Raw genomic sequence first — 20,884 nt, forward strand, 5'->3', positions numbered from 1 at the left:
TAGCTATTTAAAAAGCCAGCATAATGCTGGCTTTTTAGTATTCACTGTATGCAAAGGATATAAAAAATGACCCCAATGAAACGAATTTTAACGTTAACACTGGTTGGTTTACTGAGTGCCTGTACCAGCCAAATTTCAATTAATGATGTGTTACCTCAAACTGAGTTAGATCGCACCATTTATTTAAGAGGGGACTTCACATTATGGGATGCAGAACCTCAATACAAATTTCAACAAGTTGGCCCTGCGCTTTACCAAGCACAAGTGAAGTTTTCGACCCCAAGTAAAGTGTACGAATTTAAAATAGCCGATGCAGATTTTAGTGAAGGTTTTAATTGTGGTTACAGCGATTCACAGCCAGCAGGGCAAAGCTTAACACTTGGTCAATCAACCCGTGCCGACTGTAATACCATTTATAACTACTTTAGCTATACGCCAGCTATAAAAGGCACCTATATCGTGAGTATTGATTTTAGTGACTATGATCAACCGAAAGTGACAATAACTAAGAAGTAAATTTCCGTAGGTTGGGTTGAGTGAAACGAAACCCAACATGTACTCTTAAAACCCGTCTATACTTTTAGCTTCTTTTTAATTATTTAGGCAAGTCCTCATGCGTTATAGACGAGTGTTAGAATCCGGCGCATGTTACTTTTTTACGGTAAATTTAGAAGATAGAACTCGGCCATTGCTCGTTGAGCATATAGAATTATTACGTCGTGTTTATTTAAAAGTTGTGAAAAAGCATCCAGTTAAAACTATTGCGATAGTTATCATGCCCGATCACCTCCACGCTATTTGGCAATTACCTAAAGACGATGATAATTATGCAATGCGTTGGCGACTCATCAAGTCAGGATTCTCTCGAAAACTTTCCCCAACAGAGTTCTGTAACAATAGTCGAATAGCAAAAGGTGAGCGGGGAATTTGGCAGCGGCGTTATTGGGAGCACAAAATACGGGATGAGCAAGATTTAGAGAATCATATAAATTACATTCACTACAACCCTTTCTTCACCACATACCTATACGGTGATTCTTCAACTTCTTTGGCCACTAGCGTGTGATCCATAAAGGTACAAAAGCTGGGTATATCACGGGTGGTTGAGGGGTCGTCTGCAATAATTAGCAGTGTTTCACCGTCGCTCATTTTACGAATAGCAGCGCGTATCATCATTACAGGCTCTGGGCAGCGCAGGCCGATGGCATCTAATCGGTGATCGGGGTTATCAAAGCTCATAAAATTACCTGTAAAAATAGTCGTGGCTTGGTTAGGTTGGATAGTTTAGCGTAATTCAGCCGGTTGGTTAACTGTTTTGCTGAGTGTAAATCAATCGGCTTTATTAAAAATAATTTACTACACCCGATCACACAATATAAACCGCAGAAAATCCCCATTGCTGGTGGCATAAAAAAGGCGAACTAACTTGCGCTAGTTCGCCTTTTTAATCACCAAGCTGGTTTTACATATTCAACACTAATTAGTCTTGAACACGTTCAAATACAGTTGCGATGCCTTGGCCTAAACCAATACACATAGTCGCTAAACCGTATTTTGCGTTTTTATCTTCCATTAAATGAATAAGTGAGGTGCTGATACGTGAGCCTGAACAACCCAGCGGATGACCCAGTGCGATAGCGCCGCCATTTAAATTCACTTTTTCGTCAACCACATCGGCTAAACCCAAATCTTTAAGTACGGGTAATGATTGCGCTGCAAAAGCTTCGTTAAGTTCAGCAACGTCAATATCATCAATAGTAATGCCAGCTTGTGCCAATGCTTTTTTAGTTGCTGGTACTGGGCCGTAACCCATAATTGATGGATCGCAACCGGCAACGGCCATAGCGCGAATACGCGCGCGAATTGGTAAGCCCAATTCTTTTGCTTTTTCTTCGCTCATCACTAACATAGCTGATGCGCCGTCAGAAAGTGCTGAAGATGTACCCGCTGTCACCGTGCCTGATGCAGGGTTAAATACTGGGCGAAGTTGAGATAAACCTTCAACCGTTGTTTCTGGGCGAATTACTTCATCATCTTCAACTAGGATAAGTGAACCGTCAGCATCGTGACCTTCCATTGCTAAAATTTCGCGGCGGAAACGGCCTTCAACCGTGGCTGCGTGAGCACGTTGATGAGAGCGGTAAGCAAACTCATCTTGTTGCTCACGGCTAATGCCATGAAGTGTTGCTAGGTATTCAGCGGTTAAGCCCATAGAGCCCGCAGCCTGTGCAATTGATGTTGCTAAGCCTGGGTGAAAATCGTTACCGTGCGTCATAGGTACGTGACCCATGTGCTCAACACCACCAATTAGGTAAGTGTCGCCAGCGCCAGTCATAATAGCGCGAGCAGCGTCATGCAATGCTTGCATTGACGAGCCACATAAACGGTTAACTGTGGTTGCTGGCACTGAGTGTGGAATGCCGGCAAGAAGAGAGGCATTACGAGCAACGTTAAAGCCTTGCTCTAGTGTTTGCTGTACACAGCCCCAATAAATATCGTCAATTGACGCAGGGTCAACTGCCGGATTACGTTCTAATAAGCCTTTCATTAAATGAGCGCTTAAATCTTCCGCACGTTTGTTTTTAAATACGCCGCCTTTTGAGCGACCCATTGGTGTGCGGATACAATCTACAATTACTGGATTATTCATGATATTAACCTTCCACCTTATAGAAAACACGGCCTTCTTCAGCCCACTTGCGAGTTTGCTCTGATACTTGGTAAATCGCACCTAGGTGAGCGTATTTGTCGGCAGTTGCCACAAAGTTAGCTAACCCTGTTTGATCTAAGTAACGGAACGCGCCGCCTCTAAATGGAGGGAAACCAACACCGTATACAAGCGCCATATCAGCTTCTTGAGGTGAAGCAATAATGCCTTCTTGTAAGCAAAGCAGCACTTCGTTGATCATCGGTATCATACAACGGTCAATGATTTCTTGTTTATCAAATTCTTTTGGTGCGTCTGTAATTGGTGCAAGTAGCTCAATCGCTGTTTCATCATGCGACTTTTTAAGACGACCGCGACGATCTGTTTCATACTTGTAAAAACCTGCTTTGTTCTTTTGACCAAAACGTTTTTCGTTAGCAAAAACAGTTACAGGGTCTTTTTCTGCACGTGCCATACGCTCAGGGAAACCGTCAGCCATCACACCAGTACAATGGAAAGCGGTATCAATACCTACAACATCTAGTAGGTAAGCCGGGCCCATAGGCCAACCAAATACGTTTTCCATTACTTTATCTACTTTTGCAAAGTTAGCGCCTTCAACCACTAATTTGCTAAAGCCTGCAAAGTATGGGAATAAAACGCGGTTTACAAAAAAGCCAGGACAATCGTTTACAACAATCGGTGACTTACCTAGTTTAAGAGCGTAATCAAACACGGCGTTAATGGTTTTATCTGAGGTTTTTGCACCACGGATAATTTCCACTAATGGCATTTTTGGTACTGGGTTGAAAAAGTGCATACCACAGAAATTTTCTGGTTTTTCCAACGCCTCGGCAAGTAGGTCAATACAAATTGTTGACGTGTTTGACGTTAGCACTGTGCCTTCTGGCATATTCTTTTCAAGATCAGCAAGTACCGCTTGCTTCACTTTAGGATTTTCTACTACCGCTTCAACAATAATGTTGGCATTTTGTAGGTCTGCATCGTTAAGCGTTGGTTTAATTTTGCTAAGTGTTGCGAGCATTTTTTCCATTGGCATGTGGCCGCGCTTCACTTTTGCACCTAATAGCTTAGATGCTTCACCCATACCTAAATCAAGCGCATCCTGTTGAATGTCTTTCATTATGATAGGTGTACCTTTATAAGCAGACTGGTATGCAATACCGCCGCCCATAATACCTGCGCCTAATACTGCGGCTTGTTTAATTTCTACATCGCTGTGTTTAGCAAACTTGCGAGCTTTACCTTTAATGTATTGATCCGCTAAAAATATACCTGTTTGAGCGGCTGCTTCGCTGGTGCGTGCAAGTTTTGCAAAGTTGGCATTTTCAATCGCCATTGCGTCGGCGCGGGTACAATTTGCTGCTGCTTTAATAGTGCGAACGGCCATAATTGGAGCAGGATAGTGGCCTTTGGTTTTACCCATTACCATACCTTCTGCCATTGCAAAGCTCATACCTTGCTCAACCCGATTTAATTTAAGCGGTTGTAGCTTTATGTCGCGTTTTGCGCGCCAATCTAGTTTACCAGCAATCGCTAATTCTAGCGTTGCAATGCTAGACTCTTGAAGTTTGTTAGCACTAACTACTGCGTCAAACGCGCCCACTTTAAGGGCGTCAGTAGCGCGATTTTCGTTACCTGTGGTGATCCACATCATCGCGTTATCGGCACCAATAATGCGCGGAAGGCGCACTGTACCACCAAAACCAGGCATAATGCCTAACTTAACTTCAGGCAAGCCCATTTTTGCTGTATCGCTTGCAACACGATAATCGGTAGCAAGTGCCCACTCACACCCTCCGCCAAGCGCCAAGCCGTTTATAACACTCAGTGTTGGGAATGGTAAGTCTTCAATTGCATCAAAAACGTCAGTTGCGTTTTTGATCCACGTTACTAATTCTGTTTCAGGTTTAGTAAAAGTAGGTAAAAATTCGAAGATATCGGCACCAATAATAAAGTGCTCTTTATCACTGGTAAAAATCATGCCTTTGATATCAGTATTCGCGGCTAATTCTTTTAATGCTGCCGCACAATCTGAAAGAGTTTGTTGAGATAATGTGTTTACAGAACCTGTAGCACAAAACTTAAACTCGGCGATGTTTTCCTTCACGAAGCTAACTTCAAAGGAATCGCTTTTATATAACATTTATTATTCTCCCTAGTTGATGAACTAAGACTGGTACGATGAGTTCATATTCAGTCCAGTGTGCTTGCTTTAAATTAAAAATGCAACGAAAAATTTATCTCGGTTACAAACAGCTGGTTAAAATATAGCTGATTTGATGTTAAGGTGGATTTGAAAGTTTTATTTATTTTATGGTGCTGTTTTGGTAGTTAACGTGAGTTTTATCAACGTAAATAGGGTTGCGGTATAAACGCGGTCGTTTATCTACTCTTAACCACACCTAAGTCAGCCTCTAAGGTTACTATGCCCTGAAGGACATTATGAAAAAATATGTATTAAGTGTAGCGGCAGCGACTTTATTACTCTCGTTTTCCTCTGCCTATGCTAATAACGACAATGCTGCATTTTTAGATGCCGAAAAACAGGCACGTTATGGCAATTATCAAAACTTTAAAGAGGCAGTAGACTCGCTATCTCATCCGCTTAAGCCGTATGTTGAAAAAGCTTATTGGCAACGTTACCCCAGTTTAAAGTACCAAACAGAGATAGAAAATTTTCTCACTATTTATGAGCATACGCCATTGGAATGGCCAGTGCGAAAAGCGTGGCTAACTTACTTAAAAAGAAAAAAGAACAAAGCGGCGTTCATAAAAAATTATCGTGAGACATCGGACAGTGCGTTAACTTGTACTCAATTAATTTATCAGCTTAATTTAGGGGCGCCTGAACAAGCTATATTTAACCAAGTTACCGATTTATGGACGGTAGGAGAGTCACAGCCAAGTGAATGTGATGAGCTGTTTAAACGCTGGCGTCAAGATGGGTATTTAACGGACGATGTTGTTTGGCAGCGCATTACTTTAGCTGCACAAGGCGGGTCTTATAGCTTATTGCCCTATTTAAAAACATTGTTACCAGCTAATGAGCGCTACCTAGCCGATTTATATTCAAAAGTAAGACGCGACCCCAGTGCTGCCGCAGGCCTTTACCGCTATAAACGCAAAACCGCCAAAGAAGGAGAGATAGCGCTTTATGGTATCAAACGTTTAATTTGGCGTGATAAGGAGTTGGCATTAAAAGCATGGCAAAAAATTGAGAGTATGTTTGACTATTCCGATGATGAAAAAGCAGACGTATATTATACTTTTGCACTTTCACTAGCCTCTAGTGGCCATAGCCAAGCAAGTTTTTATCTAAATAAAGTGCCTAAAGAGCGTCAAGACCAAAAATTAATGCAATGGCAGTTAGCTAATATGCTTAAAACGCAAGATTGGGAAGGGATTGCTGCATTTTTTACGGGGAAAAAAAATCTCAGTTTAGGGCAGCAATATTGGCTCGCCTATAGTTATGAAAAACGTGCTGAGCATAAAAAAGCCAAGGCTATTTGGACTAACGTGGCCGCTAACCGAGATTATTATGGCTTTTTAGCTGCCGCACGCTTAGGTTTGCCGGTAGATTTAAATGAGCAAGCAGTCAATGTTAGTAAGCGACTGCTTAACAAAGTAAGTAATGCACCAGGTTTTAAGCGTGCCAAAGCATTATATGAGCTGAAGCGTTTTACGGCGGCTCGTCGTGAATGGAATTATTTAACCAATACCTCTGATGATAATGAAAAACTAGCGGCTTCAATTTTAGCCGCAGAGCTTGACTGGTTTGATAGTACGATATTTACCTTGGCAAAAATAAAAGCATGGGATTATGTTGATTTACGTTTTCCCTTTGCGTTTCAAGATATGTTTGAGCGTTATAGTAAACGCAGTAAAATTGATTTTACCTGGAGTATTGCCATTGCTCGTCGCGAAAGCTCGTTTTCACCCACTGCGCGATCACGAGCTAATGCATTAGGGTTAATGCAGTTATTACCAAGTACGGCAAAATATATTAACAAGGGCAATGTGTCTAACTATCGTTTGTATCAACCAAACACAAACATTCGGCTCGGGACCCGATACTTACAATATTTAAGAAAGAAGAACCAGGGGAATGAGGTGCTTGCCACTGCATCTTACAATGCAGGTTATCATAGAATTAAACGTTGGCTGCCTGAGCAAGCAATGCCGGCTGAACTCTGGGTTGAGCTTATTCCTTATGCAGAGACCCGAGACTATGTAAAAAATGTATATGCGTATCGACAGGTTTATCACACTCGTCTTGGTCGTGAAGGTAATTTATTTACGCCAATACTTGAGATGAAAATGGGTGGGTAGTAAAAATAGTGCTACACCCTAGAGGGAGGCTTTACAGGTTAATTGCCTCTCTTTTTTGAGCGCTTTGTGTATAAGTGGTAAACTCAAAACAAGTTAAATTTAATAGATGGGTTTATTATGGAAAAATTAGCCGTATTATTTGCTGAACACATTGCAACATTACAGCAGCGCACACGCATTATTTGTGAACAAGAAGGGTTAGAAGGATTAGTCATTCATTCAGGCCAAGCTAAGCGCCAATTTTTAGATGATATGTATTACCCGTTTAAAGTTAACCCTCATTTTAAAGCATGGTTACCGGTTATAGATAATCCGCATTGCTGGATTGTGGTTAACGGCAGTGATAAACCAAAGCTTATTTTTTACCGACCAATTGATTTTTGGCACAAAGTACCTGATGAACCAAGAGATTTTTGGGCTGAATACTTTGATATTGAATTATTATTACAACCTGATCAGGTTGAAAAGCTACTTCCTTACGATAAAGCTAAATTTGCCTACATTGGTGAATACCTCGAAGTAGCACAAGCGCTTGGTTTTAATATTATGAACCCTGAGCCGGTACTTAACTACATTCATTACCACCGTGCTTATAAAACCCAGTATGAACTTGAGTGCTTACGTAATGCTAACCTTATTGCGGTTGATGGCCACAAAGCCGCGCGTGATACGTTTTTTAATGGTGGTAGCGAGTTCGATATTCAGCAAGCTTACTTAATGGCAACGCGTCAAAGCGAAAATGAAATGCCTTATGGTAATATTGTGGCACTTAACGAAAACTGCGCTATTTTGCACTACACCCATTTTGAGCCAAAAGCACCGCAAGCACATAATTCGTTTTTAATTGATGCGGGCGCTAATTTTAATGGTTACGCTGCTGATATTACCCGTACCTACGACTTTAAAAAGCAAGGTGAGTTTGCTGATTTAGTTAACGCTATGACAGCCCATCAAATTGAGTTAGGAAAAAGCTTAAAACCGGGTGTACTGTATGGCGATCTGCATATTGATTGTCATAACCGTATTGCTCAGCTATTAAGTGATTTTGATATTGTTAAGCTACCTGCTGCTGAAATTGTTGAGCGTCAAATCACCTCAACTTTCTTCCCTCATGGGTTAGGGCATCACTTAGGTGCACAGGTTCACGATGTGGGTGGCTTTATGCGTGACGAAACAGGCGCGCATCAAGCGCCACCAGAAGGCCATCCATTTTTACGTTGCACTCGCTTAATTGAGAAAAACCAAGTATTTACTATTGAGCCAGGTTTGTACTTTATTGACTCTTTATTGGGCGATTTAGCACAAACAGACAATAAGCAGTTTATTAATTGGGAAAAAGTCGAAGCGTTTAAACCATTTGGCGGCATTCGTATCGAGGATAATATTATTGTTCACGAAGATAGCCTAGAAAATATGACGCGTAATTTATTACTCGACTAAATCCTTATAAAGACGAGTTAACCAATACGCGCTAAAATAAACGCATATAAAGGGGCCTTTTGGCCCCATTTTTTTAATTAAAGCCTAAGTAAGCGCTATGTCTGAATATAAATACCCAGCCGAAGCTGTGTTTCATCAAGAAGAAATTAAAAAAAGTACCTTTATTGTGCATATAGGTCACACGCCCGATTTAAACTCAGCAAAAGCGTTTATTAAAAATATTGAAGAAAAATACAGTGATGCACGCCACAATTGCTGGGCACATGTTGCAGGTAACCCAGGCGGTAGCCATGTTTATGGTTTTTCTGACGATGGCGAACCAAATGGCACGGCAGGTAAACCTATGCTCAATGTGTTAGTGGGCTCAGGCTTAGGTGAAGTGACCGCCGTGGTAACACGTTATTTTGGTGGGATAAAACTTGGTACAGGCGGGCTGGTGCGCGCCTATGGTGGTTCGCTTAACAATGCCTTAGCAAAATTACAAACTATGGTAAAAGTGCCAAGTGTTGAGCTGGTAGGTTTTAGTGAATACAACATGCAAGGCGTAATAGAGCAGCATTTAAAAACCAACTTTCAGGTACTTAATATTGACAAGCAGTTTACTGCAAATATCGAGTGGATTATTACCATCGATAGTCGCCAGGTGCAGCAAGCAATCAAAGATATTTTTGATTTAAGTCACGGCGCAGTTGAGTTAATAATCAAACAGTAATAATCTTACACTCATCCCGTTTAGTGGGTAAAGGTTAAATTTCGAGTCATAAAGTAGTTACTTTAATTTACTAATAAAAAAGCGATACGCTCAATGCAATTTCGTACCATCATAAAAATTCTTGGCCAACTGGTCGCGCTATTTAGTATTACCATGGTGCCACCAGCACTCGTGTCTTTAATTTATAAAGATGGTGGAGGGGTGCCGTTTGTTTTGGCCTTTATATTTAGCGTTATTATTGGCTTAATGGCTTATTACCCTAATAGGCATGAAAATGGCGACCTAAAAGCGCGCGAAGGCTTTTTAATTGTGGTTTTATTTTGGCTGGTACTAGGGGCGTTTGCGTCGTTACCGCTGATCTTTTTACAAGAACCCAACCTCTCTTTAGCCGATGCCGTATTTGAAGCCTTTTCTGGCTTAACCACCACCGGGGCTACTGTGCTTACTGGCATTGAGTACTTGCCTAAATCGGTATTGTTTTATCGCCAGCAATTACAGTGGTTTGGTGGGATGGGGATCATTGTATTAGCGGTAGCAATCCTACCAATGCTTGGCGTAGGTGGCATGCAGTTGTACCGAGCTGAAATTCCGGGCCCCGTAAAAGACTCTAAAATGACCCCACGTATAGCCGATACTGCAAAGCACCTTTGGTATATTTACGTATCTATCACCCTTGCTTGTACTTTGGCGTATTGGAGCGCTGGTATGAACTGGTTTGATGCAATTTGTCATGCTTTTTCTACGGTGGCTATTGGTGGTTTTTCAACATATGACGCGTCTATAGGGCATTTTGATAGCCCTGTAATTAACTTTATTTGTGTGTTCTTTTTAATTATCGCCGCCATTAACTTTTCACTGCATTATGCGGCTGTAGCGAGTCGTAATATTAGTGTCTACATTCGCGATCCTGAATTTAAAGTGTTCCTATGTATTCAGCTCGCGCTGGTGGTAATTTGCTTTACCGTTTTATCGTCTCATGATGTTTATGCCAATGGCGATGAAACCCTCGATCAGGCATTGTTTCAAGCGGTATCTATAAGCAGTACCGCAGGATTTGCCACAGATAACTTTTCTGCTTGGCCGTTGTTTTTACCTATTTTACTTATTTTTTCGAGCTTTATTGGTGGCTGTGCGGGTTCAACCGGCGGTGGTATGAAAGTAGTACGGGTGTTTTTGCTTTACCTGCAAGGGGTGCGAGAGCTAAATCGCTTAGTCCATCCTCGAGCTATATATTCAATAAAGCTCGGGCGTAAAGCTTTACCCGACAAAGTAGTTGAAGCGGTGTGGGGCTTTTTTTCTGCTTATGCGCTAGTCTTTATTATTATTATGTTAGCGTTAATGGGCACCGGATTAGACAATATAACAGCATTCTCAGCAACAGCTGCCTGTTTAAATAATTTGGGTCCAGGTTTGGGTGATGTCGCTTCTCATTATGGTGCTATTACCGATGCTGCAAAATGGATATTAACCGTAGCAATGGTATTTGGCCGTTTAGAAATATTTACCTTACTCGTGTTATTTACTCCAACATTTTGGCGTGGATAACGTTATAAAGGATATTTCGTTAACGGGTGTTATGTTTGATATTAAAACAACCCAACAGCTCGATAATATTAAAGGTATGCGTTGCATTGTCGTTTTTGATGAAAATACAAAGCATGAAGAGCAAATGAAAACGCTGATGGGCGAGCATTTTATTGACCCTAGCGCTTGAAGTTGAAATAGTTTAGGGCCCGTTATTTTTCCAAGTTGAATATATTACAATCCTAAAAGGTCGATAAGCCCTGACATTTTCGCTCTTTTGCAACAAATAGCGGTGTTGTGTTGTTATTTTTAAAAGTCTTTTTTAATTTATTTTATAAATCAATTAAAAACAGTGGGTTAAAGCTGTTTTTTTATTCTAATTTTTTGTTTATAACAAAATTAAACTCAATTCCTCCTCCTTTTTGTTTATTTAATCCTCTTTTTTAGCGGTTGCTCACCGACTGTGTGGTGTTTTCCTTAAACTCAACCCTATGATTTTTATTGTTTTAATTTTATTGCCTGTTCTGCTGTTGCTAAAAAGCAACAAAATAGCGAATAAAATAACGCTATTCAAAGCCAGCTCTACATTAAGTTATTGAAAGTTAAAGTCTTTTAATTGTTGGCATCGAAGTTGTAATAGTCAGGCTGTATTGAACGAAACGTGATTTAAAGTAAAACACTTAATCGCACAAAACATAAACTTTGAAGGAAGATTGATTATGAAAAGCATTAATAAAACGTTAGCACTTATCGCATTGGCTTCTTCATCAGCCGCGTTTGCAGCGAGCGACTTTGACACGCTTGATATTGATGGTAACGGCGCTATTAGCCAAAGCGAAGCCGCTGTAAACGCTGATTTAACTGCCGCATTTACTGAGCTTGATACTGATGGTAATGGTGAGCTTTCTAAAGCTGAATTTGCAAACTTTTAATTTTTGATTTTTTCGTTTTACAGGAAGTTCAGAAAAGGATTTCCCTCTTATAGGAGACTTATTATGAAAGCATTAAACACAACACTTGCGATTTTAGTATTAGCGTCATCATCAGCGGCTTACGCAGCAGTAGACTTTGCCTCTTTTGATAGTAATGGCGATGGTGTAATTAGCCAGCAGGAAGCAGCCGCAAACAAACAACTAATGAACATTTTTGATGATTTAGATACCGATGGAAATGGTGAACTTTCTAAAGAAGAGTTTGCAAGAGTACAATAAGTATTAACCCATCATACTCCACTAAAGCCGCTTAATAGTCAGCGGCTTTTTTTTATTTGTTCTATAGATCATATTTAAGTTGAAGAGAGAAACTTCTTGGCTTGCCATAACGATATTGGTTATAGAACCCTATTTGACTGTAATAATGCTTATCAAATAAGTTATCGATATTTAGGCTAACTGATAATTGCTCATTCATTTGATAATTTGCCATTAGGCTTGCAATGCCATAGCTGGGCTGGTTCACTTCAACGGGACCATAAATAGGGTTTTTAACTTCATCATAACTACTGCTTTGCCAGCGATAGCCTCCGCCAACTTTTAAAGTATTGAATACACCTGCCAGTTGATAGCTAGTAAAAAGTTTAAATTGATCTTTTGGGTTTGTGGTATTTAACACCGTGTTATCAGGCTTTTCGCCTTTACTATGGGTATAGCCAAAATAAGCGTTCCAGTGATCGGTTAATTTCCCATTGATTTCTAGCTCGTAGCCTTTAGTTAATGTGCCGTCAACGGGTTGGTAGATAGCCTGAAGTGTTTCAGCAATAGTGTCTCCTGTGTATTCGCCTATATTATCTTGATAAATTTTAAATCCTGAGACTGAAATGTCTAAACGTTCATCAAGTACAGATGCTTTTATACCAAGCTCATAGTTTTTGCCCTTAATGGGATCTAAATAGTTACCGCGTTTATCAACGCGACTTTGTGGTGTAAAAATATCAGTGTAATTAGCATACAAAGCCCAGCTCTGTGTTAGTTCGTAAGTCGCTCCAAAGTAATTAGTTAGTTCATCACTAATTTTATAATCATGCATGCTACCAAAATTATCTTGATTGGTTTGCCATTGATTTAACCGGCTTCCAACAATTAAAGACCAAGCATCAGTTACATTTAATTGTGTGGCGATATAAAGCGCATCTTGTTTAGTTGTACCATAAGAGCCGTAAGCTGCTTCTGACTGCCACGTTGGTTTCGCAAAGCTGTAATCAGAGTCAGTAAAGTCGCCAATAATATAGTCACTTTGTTGACTAGCATAATAAGGGGTCGAAAACTGTTGTTCTTGGTTATTATAACCAAGTAAAAGTTGATGGCTTTGACCTAGCCAATTAAACCGACCATTGAGTTCGACCTCATAGGTATCCTGCGTTCTGTTTGCATCAATATAGTTTATGGAGCCCGGTATCATTCCTAGGTTATTTATAGGATCTGGTTCTCCTTTTACCCAAAACACATCATAGTCTAGGTCGTTATCAGCATAGACATAATTAGCGGTTAGCTGCCAATTAGCGTTAAAGTAATGCTCAAGGCGAATAAATGCATTAAGCGCATCGGTTTGAGAAGACGCCCAATCTTGAGCTGTTGAAGCGCCTCTGTCATAAACTGTACGGGAGCCATCACTATAAAAAATAGGCAAACCACCCGACATTGTTCCTTTAGGGGTTGTCGATTGATTATCAACAGCAAGAGTCATCAAGGTGCTGTTGGAAAGATCAGCTTCAATAATGCCATATAATGTGCGACTAGTTTGCGAAAAGCGATCTTGATAAGAGTGTTTGTCTTGATAAGCAATAACGGCTCGTCCCCTTATACTTTTACTATCATTTACGCTCCCCGACACATCTATCATCGTACGATAGTAGTCCCATGAGCCTAGTGAAGCGCTAAAGTTTACTTGAGTATTTACTGTCGGGCGTTTACGTATCAAATTAATTGCTGCAGAAGGATTACCTGCGCCTAGCATTAACCCCGTAGCCCCTCTAACTATTTCAATACGATCATAAATTGCGGTATCGGTTAGGTTATCGCCATAATTAAAGCGAGTATCATAGGTGGTTGCTATGCCATCATAAAGTATACTGGTGACACTAATGCCCCGAGCTGAAATAGAAAACTTACCATTATCAGCTTCTCGAGCATTAATGCCCGTTACACTGGTTATCGCTTCAATTGTGGTGTTTAATTGTTGCTCTGCCATAAAGTCGCTGGTAATGGCTATGGCTGATTGCGGCGTTTGCAGGTGCGTTAGCTCAAGGCCTGTTGCAGAGCTCATGGAATTAACTTTATAGCCTTTTGTCTGCTCTCCAATAACGGTCAATCTTTCGATCTCTTTGTTCGTATTGGCGAGCGGCTGAGTCGAAACTGTTGAGAGTAAAATGCCAACTAGGGTGGAATGAGTTATCAGGGACGTTTTCTTTGAGAGTAGGTGTATCATTTGAAATCCATTTTTATTTAAAAACGTGAAATTAACTTTTCACATCAGTAGATGTTTCTGCTTGATAATCGCGCAAGGAGAGACTAAAGGATTTTTCTTTATTAGTAAATGGTTTTGATAATGATTTTCATTTAGATTTGGTTATTCTCCTTTTTACCTACAAAATTACTGTGTATAAAAAGGAGAGGGCTTGCTTATAAGAAGATTGCGCTTACTTGGAATAACTTTTCAACCACGTTAATGTGTTTTTTATCAATTAAGAACATAATCACGTGATCCCCTGATAAAATAATTGTATCGTCGTGGGCAATGAGCACATCGTCATTACGTACGATGGCGCCAATGGTCGTACCTGCTGGTAATTTAATATCAGCAATAGCGCGACCCACTACTTTAGATGTGTTTTCATCACCATGGGCAACTGCTTCTATGGCTTCTGCCGCCCCTTTACGCAACGAATACACGTTTACAATATCGCCACGGCGTACGTGAGTTAGTAACGCAGAAATAGTTGCTTGCTGGGGTGAAATTGCAATATCAATTTCGCCACCTTGAACTAAGTCAACATAGGCGCCTCGTTGAATAAGCACCATGGTTTTTTGTGCCCCCATGCGTTTTGCTAGCATGGCCGACATAATATTCACTTCATCATCGTTGGTAACAGCAATAAACACATCAACCTGTTCAATGTGTTCCTCTGAAAGGAGTTCCTGATCGGAGGCGTCGCCACAAAATATAACGGTGTTATCGAGCATTTCAGAAAGTTGCTCTGCTCGCTCTTTACTGCGCTCTAATAATTTAACACTGTGGTTTTTTTCCAGTGATCGGGCAAGGCCTGCACCAATATTACCGCCACCAGCGATCATAATTTTTTTGTATGAGCGTTCCAGCTTTTGTAGCTCGTTCATTACTGCACGAATATGCTTGGTCGCGGCAATAAAAAATACTTCATCGTCGGCTTCTATTACTGTGGTGCCTAACGGTTTTATCGCCTTACCTTGGCGGTAAATAGCGGCTACACGGGTCTCCACATTGGGGATATGTTGTTTTAGAGTGGATAGGGCATAGCCAACCAGCAAACCACCATAATACGCTTTTACAGCCACCAGAGAGAGCATGCCGTCAGCAAATTGCAGCACCTGCAATGCACCAGGGTAATCTATTAAGCGGCGAATATACTTAGTAACGAGTGCTTCTGGAGCAATGTAATGGTCAACAGGTAAATCATTATTATGGAATAATTTTTCGCGGTATTTTAAATACTGTTCAGAGCGAATACGGGCAATTTTGGTGGGCGTATTAAAAATACTGTAGGCAACCTGACATGCCACCATGTTGACTTCATCAGAGCTGGTTACGGCAATAATCATATCTGCGTCTTCAGCCCCGGCCCGGCTTAACACATCAGGGTGAGCGCCATGGCCTGCAACACCTTGTAAATCGTATTTATCTTGCAGTTCGCGCAAGCGGTTACCGTCGGTATCAACTACGGTTATTTCGTTTTGTTCACCCACTAGGTTTTCTGCGAGTGTGCCGCCAACTTGCCCAGCACCGAGTATGATTATTTTCATTATGAACCCGTATTATTAATACTAATTACATCAAAATATTAGCTACCTCTAAACTGAAGTAGCTAAATGTATTGCCTAGGCTTTTTTAACTAATTTAGCGTAGTAAAAACCGTCACTCTCACCCGGTAATAACTGCAAGCCTGGTGTGGTTTTAGTGTCTTCGCTGTGTAGAGGAATGTGTTCTACATCGTCGTTATTAGCTAAAAATTTAGCAACTTGTTGTTGGTTTTCTTGTGGAAGTACCGAACACGTTGCATACACTAATGTACCGCCTGGTTTTAATAATGGCCAAATACTATCAAGTATATCGCCTTGGAGGGTCGATAAGTCGTTAATATCGGAAGCGCGACGTAACCATTTAATATCTGGGTGACGACGAATTACGCCGGTTGCAGAGCAGGGAACATCTAACAAAATACGATCAAACTGTTCTTCATCCCACCAAGTGTGAGGTTGCGATGCATCACCACATTGTAAGTCGGCGGCCAAACCAATGCGTTCTAAGTTTTGTTTAACACGCTCTAGCCGTGTGGCATCGCTATCTAGGGCAAGCACATCAGTATCGGCAAGCTCTAAAATATGACAGGTTTTACCACCAGGCGCTGCACAGGCGTCGAGTATGACATCACCATTTTGTGGGTCTAGGTAGCGTGCAGCAAGCTGCGCTGCCGCATCTTGCACTGAGCAGGCACCGGTATCAAATTCAGGAAGTGAAAATACATCGCGGGGTTTACTTAGTTTAATGCCATCAATAAAGTCTGGATTAAGCGTATGTTCAATATCGTTAGCGGTTAGCATTTCGCTGTATTGTTGCGTACTAAACTGTGATTGATTCACTCGCAGCCACATTGGCGCTTGCTGCTGATTTGCTTCTAAAATGTCTTCCCAGTTATCTGGGTAGGCTTGTTTTACTTGCTTTATAAACCAGTTTGGGTGGTTATATAGGCACACCGGAATATGTTTGGCTTTTTCTTCAAGTTCAACTTGTTGACGTTGAAAGCTTCGTAAAATGGCGTTAATAAGCCCTTTTAAACCAAGAGCGCGTAATTGTTGTAACGCGTTTACAGTTTCGCTAATTGCTGCATGCGGCGGTACACGCATGTGTTGTAGTTGGTAAATGCCAACATACAACAAAAACTGAAAAATGCGGCGCTTACCTTTAAGTGGTTGCTCTACTAAATGCTGGCAATAATTTTCTAGGCTAGGTAAGTAACGTAATACCCCGTAGCAAATTTGCTGCAGTAAAGCTTTATCTTTAGGTGATAAGCCTTGGCTTGCAAAAGGGAGTTCTTGATTAAGCGATGCGCCTTTATCAACCACGTTATATAAAGTTTCAGCGGCGAGCGCTCTGACATTGCTTACATTACTCATTATGTTCGCCTAATACGGTGGCGGGTGTGACCCAATCGCTACGGCCGTTTAAAAAATCATTAATTGCCATTGGCTTTTTGCCTTGTGGTTGTAATTCACTAATAGATAAAGCGTGTTTACCACAGGCCACAACGATACCGTTTTTATCACTTGCTAATACAGTGCCCGCTGCGCCTGATTGTTCAACCACATTTGCTTGGTATATTTTTACCGTATTACCACGCATTTGGGTAAAGCATACTGGCCATGGGTTAAAGGCACGAATATTACGCTCAATTTGCTCGGCATCCATTGACCAATCAATATTAGCTTCGTCTTTAGAGAGCTTTTTAGCGTAATTGGCATCGGCATCATTTTGTGGCATAGGTGTTATATCACCGTTGGCTAAACGATTTATAGTATTTATTAGTGCATCAGGTCCCAGTTCTGCAAGCTTAGTGTATAAACTTGCACTGGTTTCAGTATTATCAATAGGGCAGCGGCTAATATGCAGCATATCGCCAGTATCTAGCCCTTCATCCATTTGCATTATGGTTACACCGGTTTGCTGATCGCCTGCCCAAATAGCGCGTTGAATCGGCGCGGCACCACGCCAGCGCGGTAAAATAGACCCATGCACATTTAAACACCCTAAACGTGGGGCAGCTAAAATGGCTTTAGGTAAAATTAAACCGTAGGCAACCACAATCATGATATCGGCATTGAGGCTGTTTAATTCCTCAAGTGCCTCATCTGTTTTGAGTGATTGCGGTTGAAAAACGGGTAAATCATGTTTTAGTGCGAGCGCTTTTACTTCACTTGCTTTTAGTTTTTTTCCGCGACCCGCTGGACGATCTGGTTGGCTGTAAACCCCCACTATGTGGTGTTCACTATTTATGAGTGCTTGCAGATGGCGTGCAGCAAAGTCCGGCGTACCGGCAAATATAATGCGTAATGGTTGTGTCACTGAGTTTCCTAATTATTTACTAAGGTGCTTATTGCGCAGCTAACTTCGCTTCTTTTTCAAGCTTTTTACGAATGCGTTGGCGCTTTAATGGAGATAAATAATCAATAAACAATTTACCTTGAAGATGATCAAGCTCATGCTGAATGCAAATAGCGAGTAATTCGTCAGCATCAAAAACAAACTCTGTACCTTCTTCGTTGAGTGCAGCAACGGTTACGGTCTCAGCACGGTCAACGTTTGCATACGAATTAGGAACAGATAAACAGCCTTCTTCGCTCACGGTTGAGCCATCTTTTTTGATAATTTGCGGGTTGATAAGTACCAGTGGTTGGTCGCGCTCTTCTGATACATCGATCACCACAATACGCTGATGAATGTTAACTTGGGTTGCAGCAAGTCCAATACCATTTTCATCGTACATGGTTTCTAACATATCTTTGACAATTTCACGTATTTTATCGTCTACTACAGTGACTTCTTTTGCGATCGTACGTAAACGTTCATCTGGGAATCTTAAAACTTCTAGCCTAGCCATAGTTACCTTTTACACTTATGCTTTAATTTAGGGTATTGTATGTCCTTATTTTAGCCATTCACGTTCCCCTTTAACAGGTTTTGGTTGATAATAATAAAAAAACACTATGAGGAAGCTCAATGAAATCTCCATTAATTGCAATAATCCTTGCATTAGGTGCTACTTTTCCTGTGCTAGCAGATGTATTAACTATAAAAAAAAATGCGCCTGAACAATATGTTGTAAAAAAAGGCGACACGCTTTGGGGTATTTCAGCAATATATTTAAACGAGCCGTGGCTATGGCCTGAGCTGTGGCAAATGAACCCGCAAATAGACAATCCTCATCTTATTTACCCAGGTGATGCGTTAGCATTAATTTACGATACAGACGGTAATCCCCGTTTAGTCATTAATAAAGCGTATCGAAAGCTATCACCTACGGGGCGAATTACACCAAAAGGGAAAGACGCTATTACTACATTACCGCTTGAGGTGATCAAACCGTATTTATCATTTGAGCAAGCTATTAATAGCGATACCATAAAAGAAAAGCCTTACATCTTGGGTGCAAACGAAAACACTAAAACCCAAACTATTGACCATATTTTATATGTAAAAGGTAACTTAAAGCGCCATCAGGCATACGCTATTTATCATAAAGGCGCGCCTTATACCGACCCTAATACGGGTGAAGAGTTAGCTATTCGTGCGTCTTATATGGGCATGGCACGTGCGTTTAGGGCGGGTGGTATGGCCAATGGCGAGCCTGCCTCAGTAAGAGTTGAATCAGTAAAACGTGAAATTAAACAAGGAGATTTTTTATTACCTGCAATGGAAGGGCAGATGTTGCCAGTGTATTTTAATATGCATCGTCCAACTCAGCCAATACAGGGCCATGTAATAGCCTCACCTCGTGAAGTGAGAGAATTTAGCACGATGGATGTGGTGGTGCTAAACTTAGGCTCAGAGCAGCAAGTTGAAGTGGGTCATGTACTGGATATTGAACGCCAATCACCTAAAGTGATTGATGGTGCCAGAGGTCCGCGTTATACCGAAGATTCGAGCCGTTTAGAAAAACTGGTATCGGCTACTAGTGAGTTGTTTGGCACCGAAAATGATGAAAATAGCGTTGCTTGGAAAATGCCAGCAGAAAAAGTTGGTGAAATAATTATTTTTAAAGTGTATGACAAAGTTAGTTATGCACTTATCACTAAAAACCAGCACCCAATTCGCATTGGAGATATGGCAGTAATTCATTAAGTAGCGAGTCGGTGTTCTAGGAGGGAACATGGATCAATCAAATGGTAAGCTAAGCCATTGGCTTGCCTTTTACTTGTGCAAAGGGTTAGGAGTTAAAACGTTACTAGCCCTTGCTAAGCAACTCAGCTTAGAGTCGCTGTTTTCTTTACCTCACACTCAATTGGTTACCTTAGGTTTAACGGCTAACCAAGCTAGTAATTTACTTAACACTAATTGGCAGCAAGTTGCGCATTATGAGCAGCTGATTAGCCAATACAATATTATTGTTATCAGTATTTTTGACTCCGCTTACCCAGAACATCTAAAACAAATAGCCAGTGCGCCATTATTACTTTTTTGCAAAGGAGATATCAGCTTGCTGTCTTCACCACAAATTGCAATTGTTGGTAGTCGAAATGCAACCACCACGGGGCTTGAAATAGCCGCTGAGTTTGCGCATCAGCTAACGCTTGCGGGTATAACGGTTACTTCTGGGATGGCTCGAGGGATTGATGGAGCCGCTCATAAAGGGGCACTGGCAGGAAATGGTAAAACGATTGCCGTACTGGGTACTGGGGTTGATGTTTATTACCCTAAACGCCACAAGTTACTCACAGAGCAAGTATTAGCAAAAGGCTTGTTAGTGAGTGAATTTTTACCAGGCACCGCCGCCAATGCGCATAATTTCCCAAGGCGTAATCGTATTATTTCAGGGCTTGCTTTAGGCGTTTTAATTGTTGAGGCCGAGATTAAAAGTGGCTCACTCATTACGGTACGTTATGCGCTTGAGCAAAATAAAGAGGTTTTTGCAGTGCCCGGTTCTATTAAAAACCCCTTGGCACAAGCCAGTCACTTTTTAATTAAGCAGGGTGCTAAGCTGGTGGAAAACGTCACTGATATTCTCGATGAGATGAACTTTTCATACCCTTCTGGTCTAAACTATAAAGAGTTAACCAATACAACACCCTCAGAATGCGAGGTGCTTAACAGTATTGGTTTTGAGGTGACCAGTGTTGACGACATTATGCGTCGAGTGCAGTGGCCAATTGATAAAGTACAAGCGCGATTGCTTGATTTAGAATTAGACGATCAAATAGAACGGGTATTAGACGGCTACATTAAATTAAGCACTGGAGGATAAT

The 20,884-nt window shown here is 41.1% G+C and carries 19 protein-coding genes; 11 read left to right on the top strand and 8 right to left on the bottom strand.

Features of this window, described 5'->3' with window-relative positions:
• Positions 1 to 66: 66 nt before the first annotated feature.
• Both AC6H44_RS15445 and AC6H44_RS15450 read left to right on the top strand, forming a co-directional pair.
• Positions 67 to 516, top strand: a complete 450-nt coding sequence (locus AC6H44_RS15445; RefSeq protein WP_500736578.1) for an early set domain-containing protein — start codon at positions 67 to 69, stop codon at positions 514 to 516.
• 97 nt (positions 517 to 613) lie between these two features.
• A complete protein-coding gene (locus AC6H44_RS15450; protein WP_500736579.1) occupies positions 614 to 1,066 on the top strand; it encodes an REP-associated tyrosine transposase in 453 nt (150 codons plus the stop codon).
• On the opposite strand, the gene tusA is transcribed toward AC6H44_RS15450, so the two are convergent.
• The 3 genes from tusA to fadB all read right to left on the bottom strand — a co-directional run bounded on the left by tusA (position 1,000) and on the right by fadB (position 4,814).
• Positions 1,000 to 1,239 (bottom strand): sulfurtransferase TusA, encoded by a 240-nt coding sequence (gene tusA, locus AC6H44_RS15455; RefSeq protein ID WP_500736580.1) that lies wholly within the window; start codon positions 1,237 to 1,239, stop codon positions 1,000 to 1,002. The genes AC6H44_RS15450 and tusA overlap by 67 nt on opposite strands.
• 241 nt (positions 1,240 to 1,480) lie before the next feature.
• Positions 1,481 to 2,650 (bottom strand): acetyl-CoA C-acyltransferase FadA, encoded by a 1,170-nt coding sequence (fadA, locus tag AC6H44_RS15460; protein WP_500736581.1) that lies wholly within the window; start codon positions 2,648 to 2,650, stop codon positions 1,481 to 1,483.
• Positions 2,651 to 2,654: 4 nt separating this feature from the next.
• Positions 2,655 to 4,814, bottom strand: a complete 2,160-nt coding sequence (fadB, locus tag AC6H44_RS15465) for a fatty acid oxidation complex subunit alpha FadB (RefSeq protein ID WP_500736582.1) — start codon at positions 4,812 to 4,814, stop codon at positions 2,655 to 2,657.
• Positions 4,815 to 5,113: 299 nt separating this feature from the next.
• On the opposite strand from fadB, the gene AC6H44_RS15470 reads away from it, so the two are divergent.
• The 7 genes from AC6H44_RS15470 to AC6H44_RS15500 all read left to right on the top strand — a co-directional run bounded on the left by AC6H44_RS15470 (position 5,114) and on the right by AC6H44_RS15500 (position 11,887).
• Entirely contained in the window at positions 5,114 to 7,000 is a 1,887-nt protein-coding gene (locus AC6H44_RS15470; protein ID WP_500736584.1) for a transglycosylase SLT domain-containing protein, read from the top strand.
• 117 nt (positions 7,001 to 7,117) lie between these two features.
• A complete protein-coding gene (gene pepQ, locus AC6H44_RS15475; protein ID WP_500736586.1) occupies positions 7,118 to 8,440 on the top strand; it encodes a Xaa-Pro dipeptidase in 1,323 nt (440 codons plus the stop codon).
• Positions 8,441 to 8,537: 97 nt separating this feature from the next.
• Positions 8,538 to 9,152 (top strand): YigZ family protein, encoded by a 615-nt coding sequence (locus tag AC6H44_RS15480; RefSeq protein WP_500736588.1) that lies wholly within the window; start codon positions 8,538 to 8,540, stop codon positions 9,150 to 9,152.
• Between the two features lie 93 nt (positions 9,153 to 9,245).
• Complete coding sequence (locus AC6H44_RS15485; RefSeq protein WP_500736590.1) at positions 9,246 to 10,697, top strand: TrkH family potassium uptake protein; 1,452 nt, start codon at positions 9,246 to 9,248, stop codon at positions 10,695 to 10,697.
• A 31-nt stretch (positions 10,698 to 10,728) separates the two neighbouring features.
• Entirely contained in the window at positions 10,729 to 10,866 is a 138-nt protein-coding gene (locus AC6H44_RS15490; protein ID WP_500736591.1) for a hypothetical protein, read from the top strand.
• Positions 10,867 to 11,395: 529 nt separating this feature from the next.
• Entirely contained in the window at positions 11,396 to 11,608 is a 213-nt protein-coding gene (locus AC6H44_RS15495) for an EF-hand domain-containing protein (RefSeq protein ID WP_500736593.1), read from the top strand.
• Positions 11,609 to 11,671: 63 nt separating this feature from the next.
• Complete coding sequence (locus tag AC6H44_RS15500; RefSeq protein ID WP_016900039.1) at positions 11,672 to 11,887, top strand: EF-hand domain-containing protein; 216 nt, start codon at positions 11,672 to 11,674, stop codon at positions 11,885 to 11,887.
• A gap of 61 nt (positions 11,888 to 11,948) precedes the next feature.
• Here AC6H44_RS15500 and AC6H44_RS15505 read toward each other — a convergent pair whose 3' ends face one another.
• The 5 genes from AC6H44_RS15505 to def form a co-directional block, all read right to left on the bottom strand.
• A complete protein-coding gene (locus tag AC6H44_RS15505; RefSeq protein WP_500736594.1) occupies positions 11,949 to 13,937 on the bottom strand; it encodes a TonB-dependent siderophore receptor in 1,989 nt (662 codons plus the stop codon).
• A 356-nt stretch (positions 13,938 to 14,293) separates the two neighbouring features.
• Complete coding sequence (gene trkA / locus AC6H44_RS15510) at positions 14,294 to 15,670, bottom strand: Trk system potassium transporter TrkA (protein WP_500736595.1); 1,377 nt, start codon at positions 15,668 to 15,670, stop codon at positions 14,294 to 14,296.
• Positions 15,671 to 15,745: 75 nt separating this feature from the next.
• A complete protein-coding gene (rsmB, locus tag AC6H44_RS15515; protein ID WP_500736597.1) occupies positions 15,746 to 17,041 on the bottom strand; it encodes a 16S rRNA (cytosine(967)-C(5))-methyltransferase RsmB in 1,296 nt (431 codons plus the stop codon).
• Positions 17,034 to 17,987, bottom strand: coding sequence for a methionyl-tRNA formyltransferase (fmt, locus tag AC6H44_RS15520; RefSeq protein WP_500736598.1), 954 nt, complete (start codon positions 17,985 to 17,987; stop codon positions 17,034 to 17,036). The genes rsmB and fmt overlap by 8 nt, the downstream gene beginning before the upstream one ends.
• 28 nt (positions 17,988 to 18,015) lie before the next feature.
• Entirely contained in the window at positions 18,016 to 18,522 is a 507-nt protein-coding gene (gene def, locus AC6H44_RS15525) for a peptide deformylase (RefSeq protein ID WP_500736599.1), read from the bottom strand.
• A gap of 119 nt (positions 18,523 to 18,641) precedes the next feature.
• Here def and AC6H44_RS15530 point away from each other — a divergent pair, with 119 nt between their 5' ends.
• Both AC6H44_RS15530 and dprA read left to right on the top strand, forming a co-directional pair.
• The gene (locus tag AC6H44_RS15530) at positions 18,642 to 19,763 is read left to right on the top strand and encodes a LysM peptidoglycan-binding domain-containing protein (protein WP_500736600.1); all 1,122 of its coding nucleotides are present in this window, start codon (positions 18,642 to 18,644) and stop codon (positions 19,761 to 19,763) included.
• Positions 19,764 to 19,791: 28 nt separating this feature from the next.
• Positions 19,792 to 20,883: a DNA-processing protein DprA gene (gene dprA, locus AC6H44_RS15535; RefSeq protein WP_500736602.1), complete on the top strand. Its 1,092-nt coding sequence runs from the start codon at positions 19,792 to 19,794 to the stop codon at positions 20,881 to 20,883.
• Position 20,884 lies beyond the last annotated feature (1 nt).

The sequence above is a fragment of the Pseudoalteromonas sp. TAP-3C genome, from assembly GCF_059888565.1.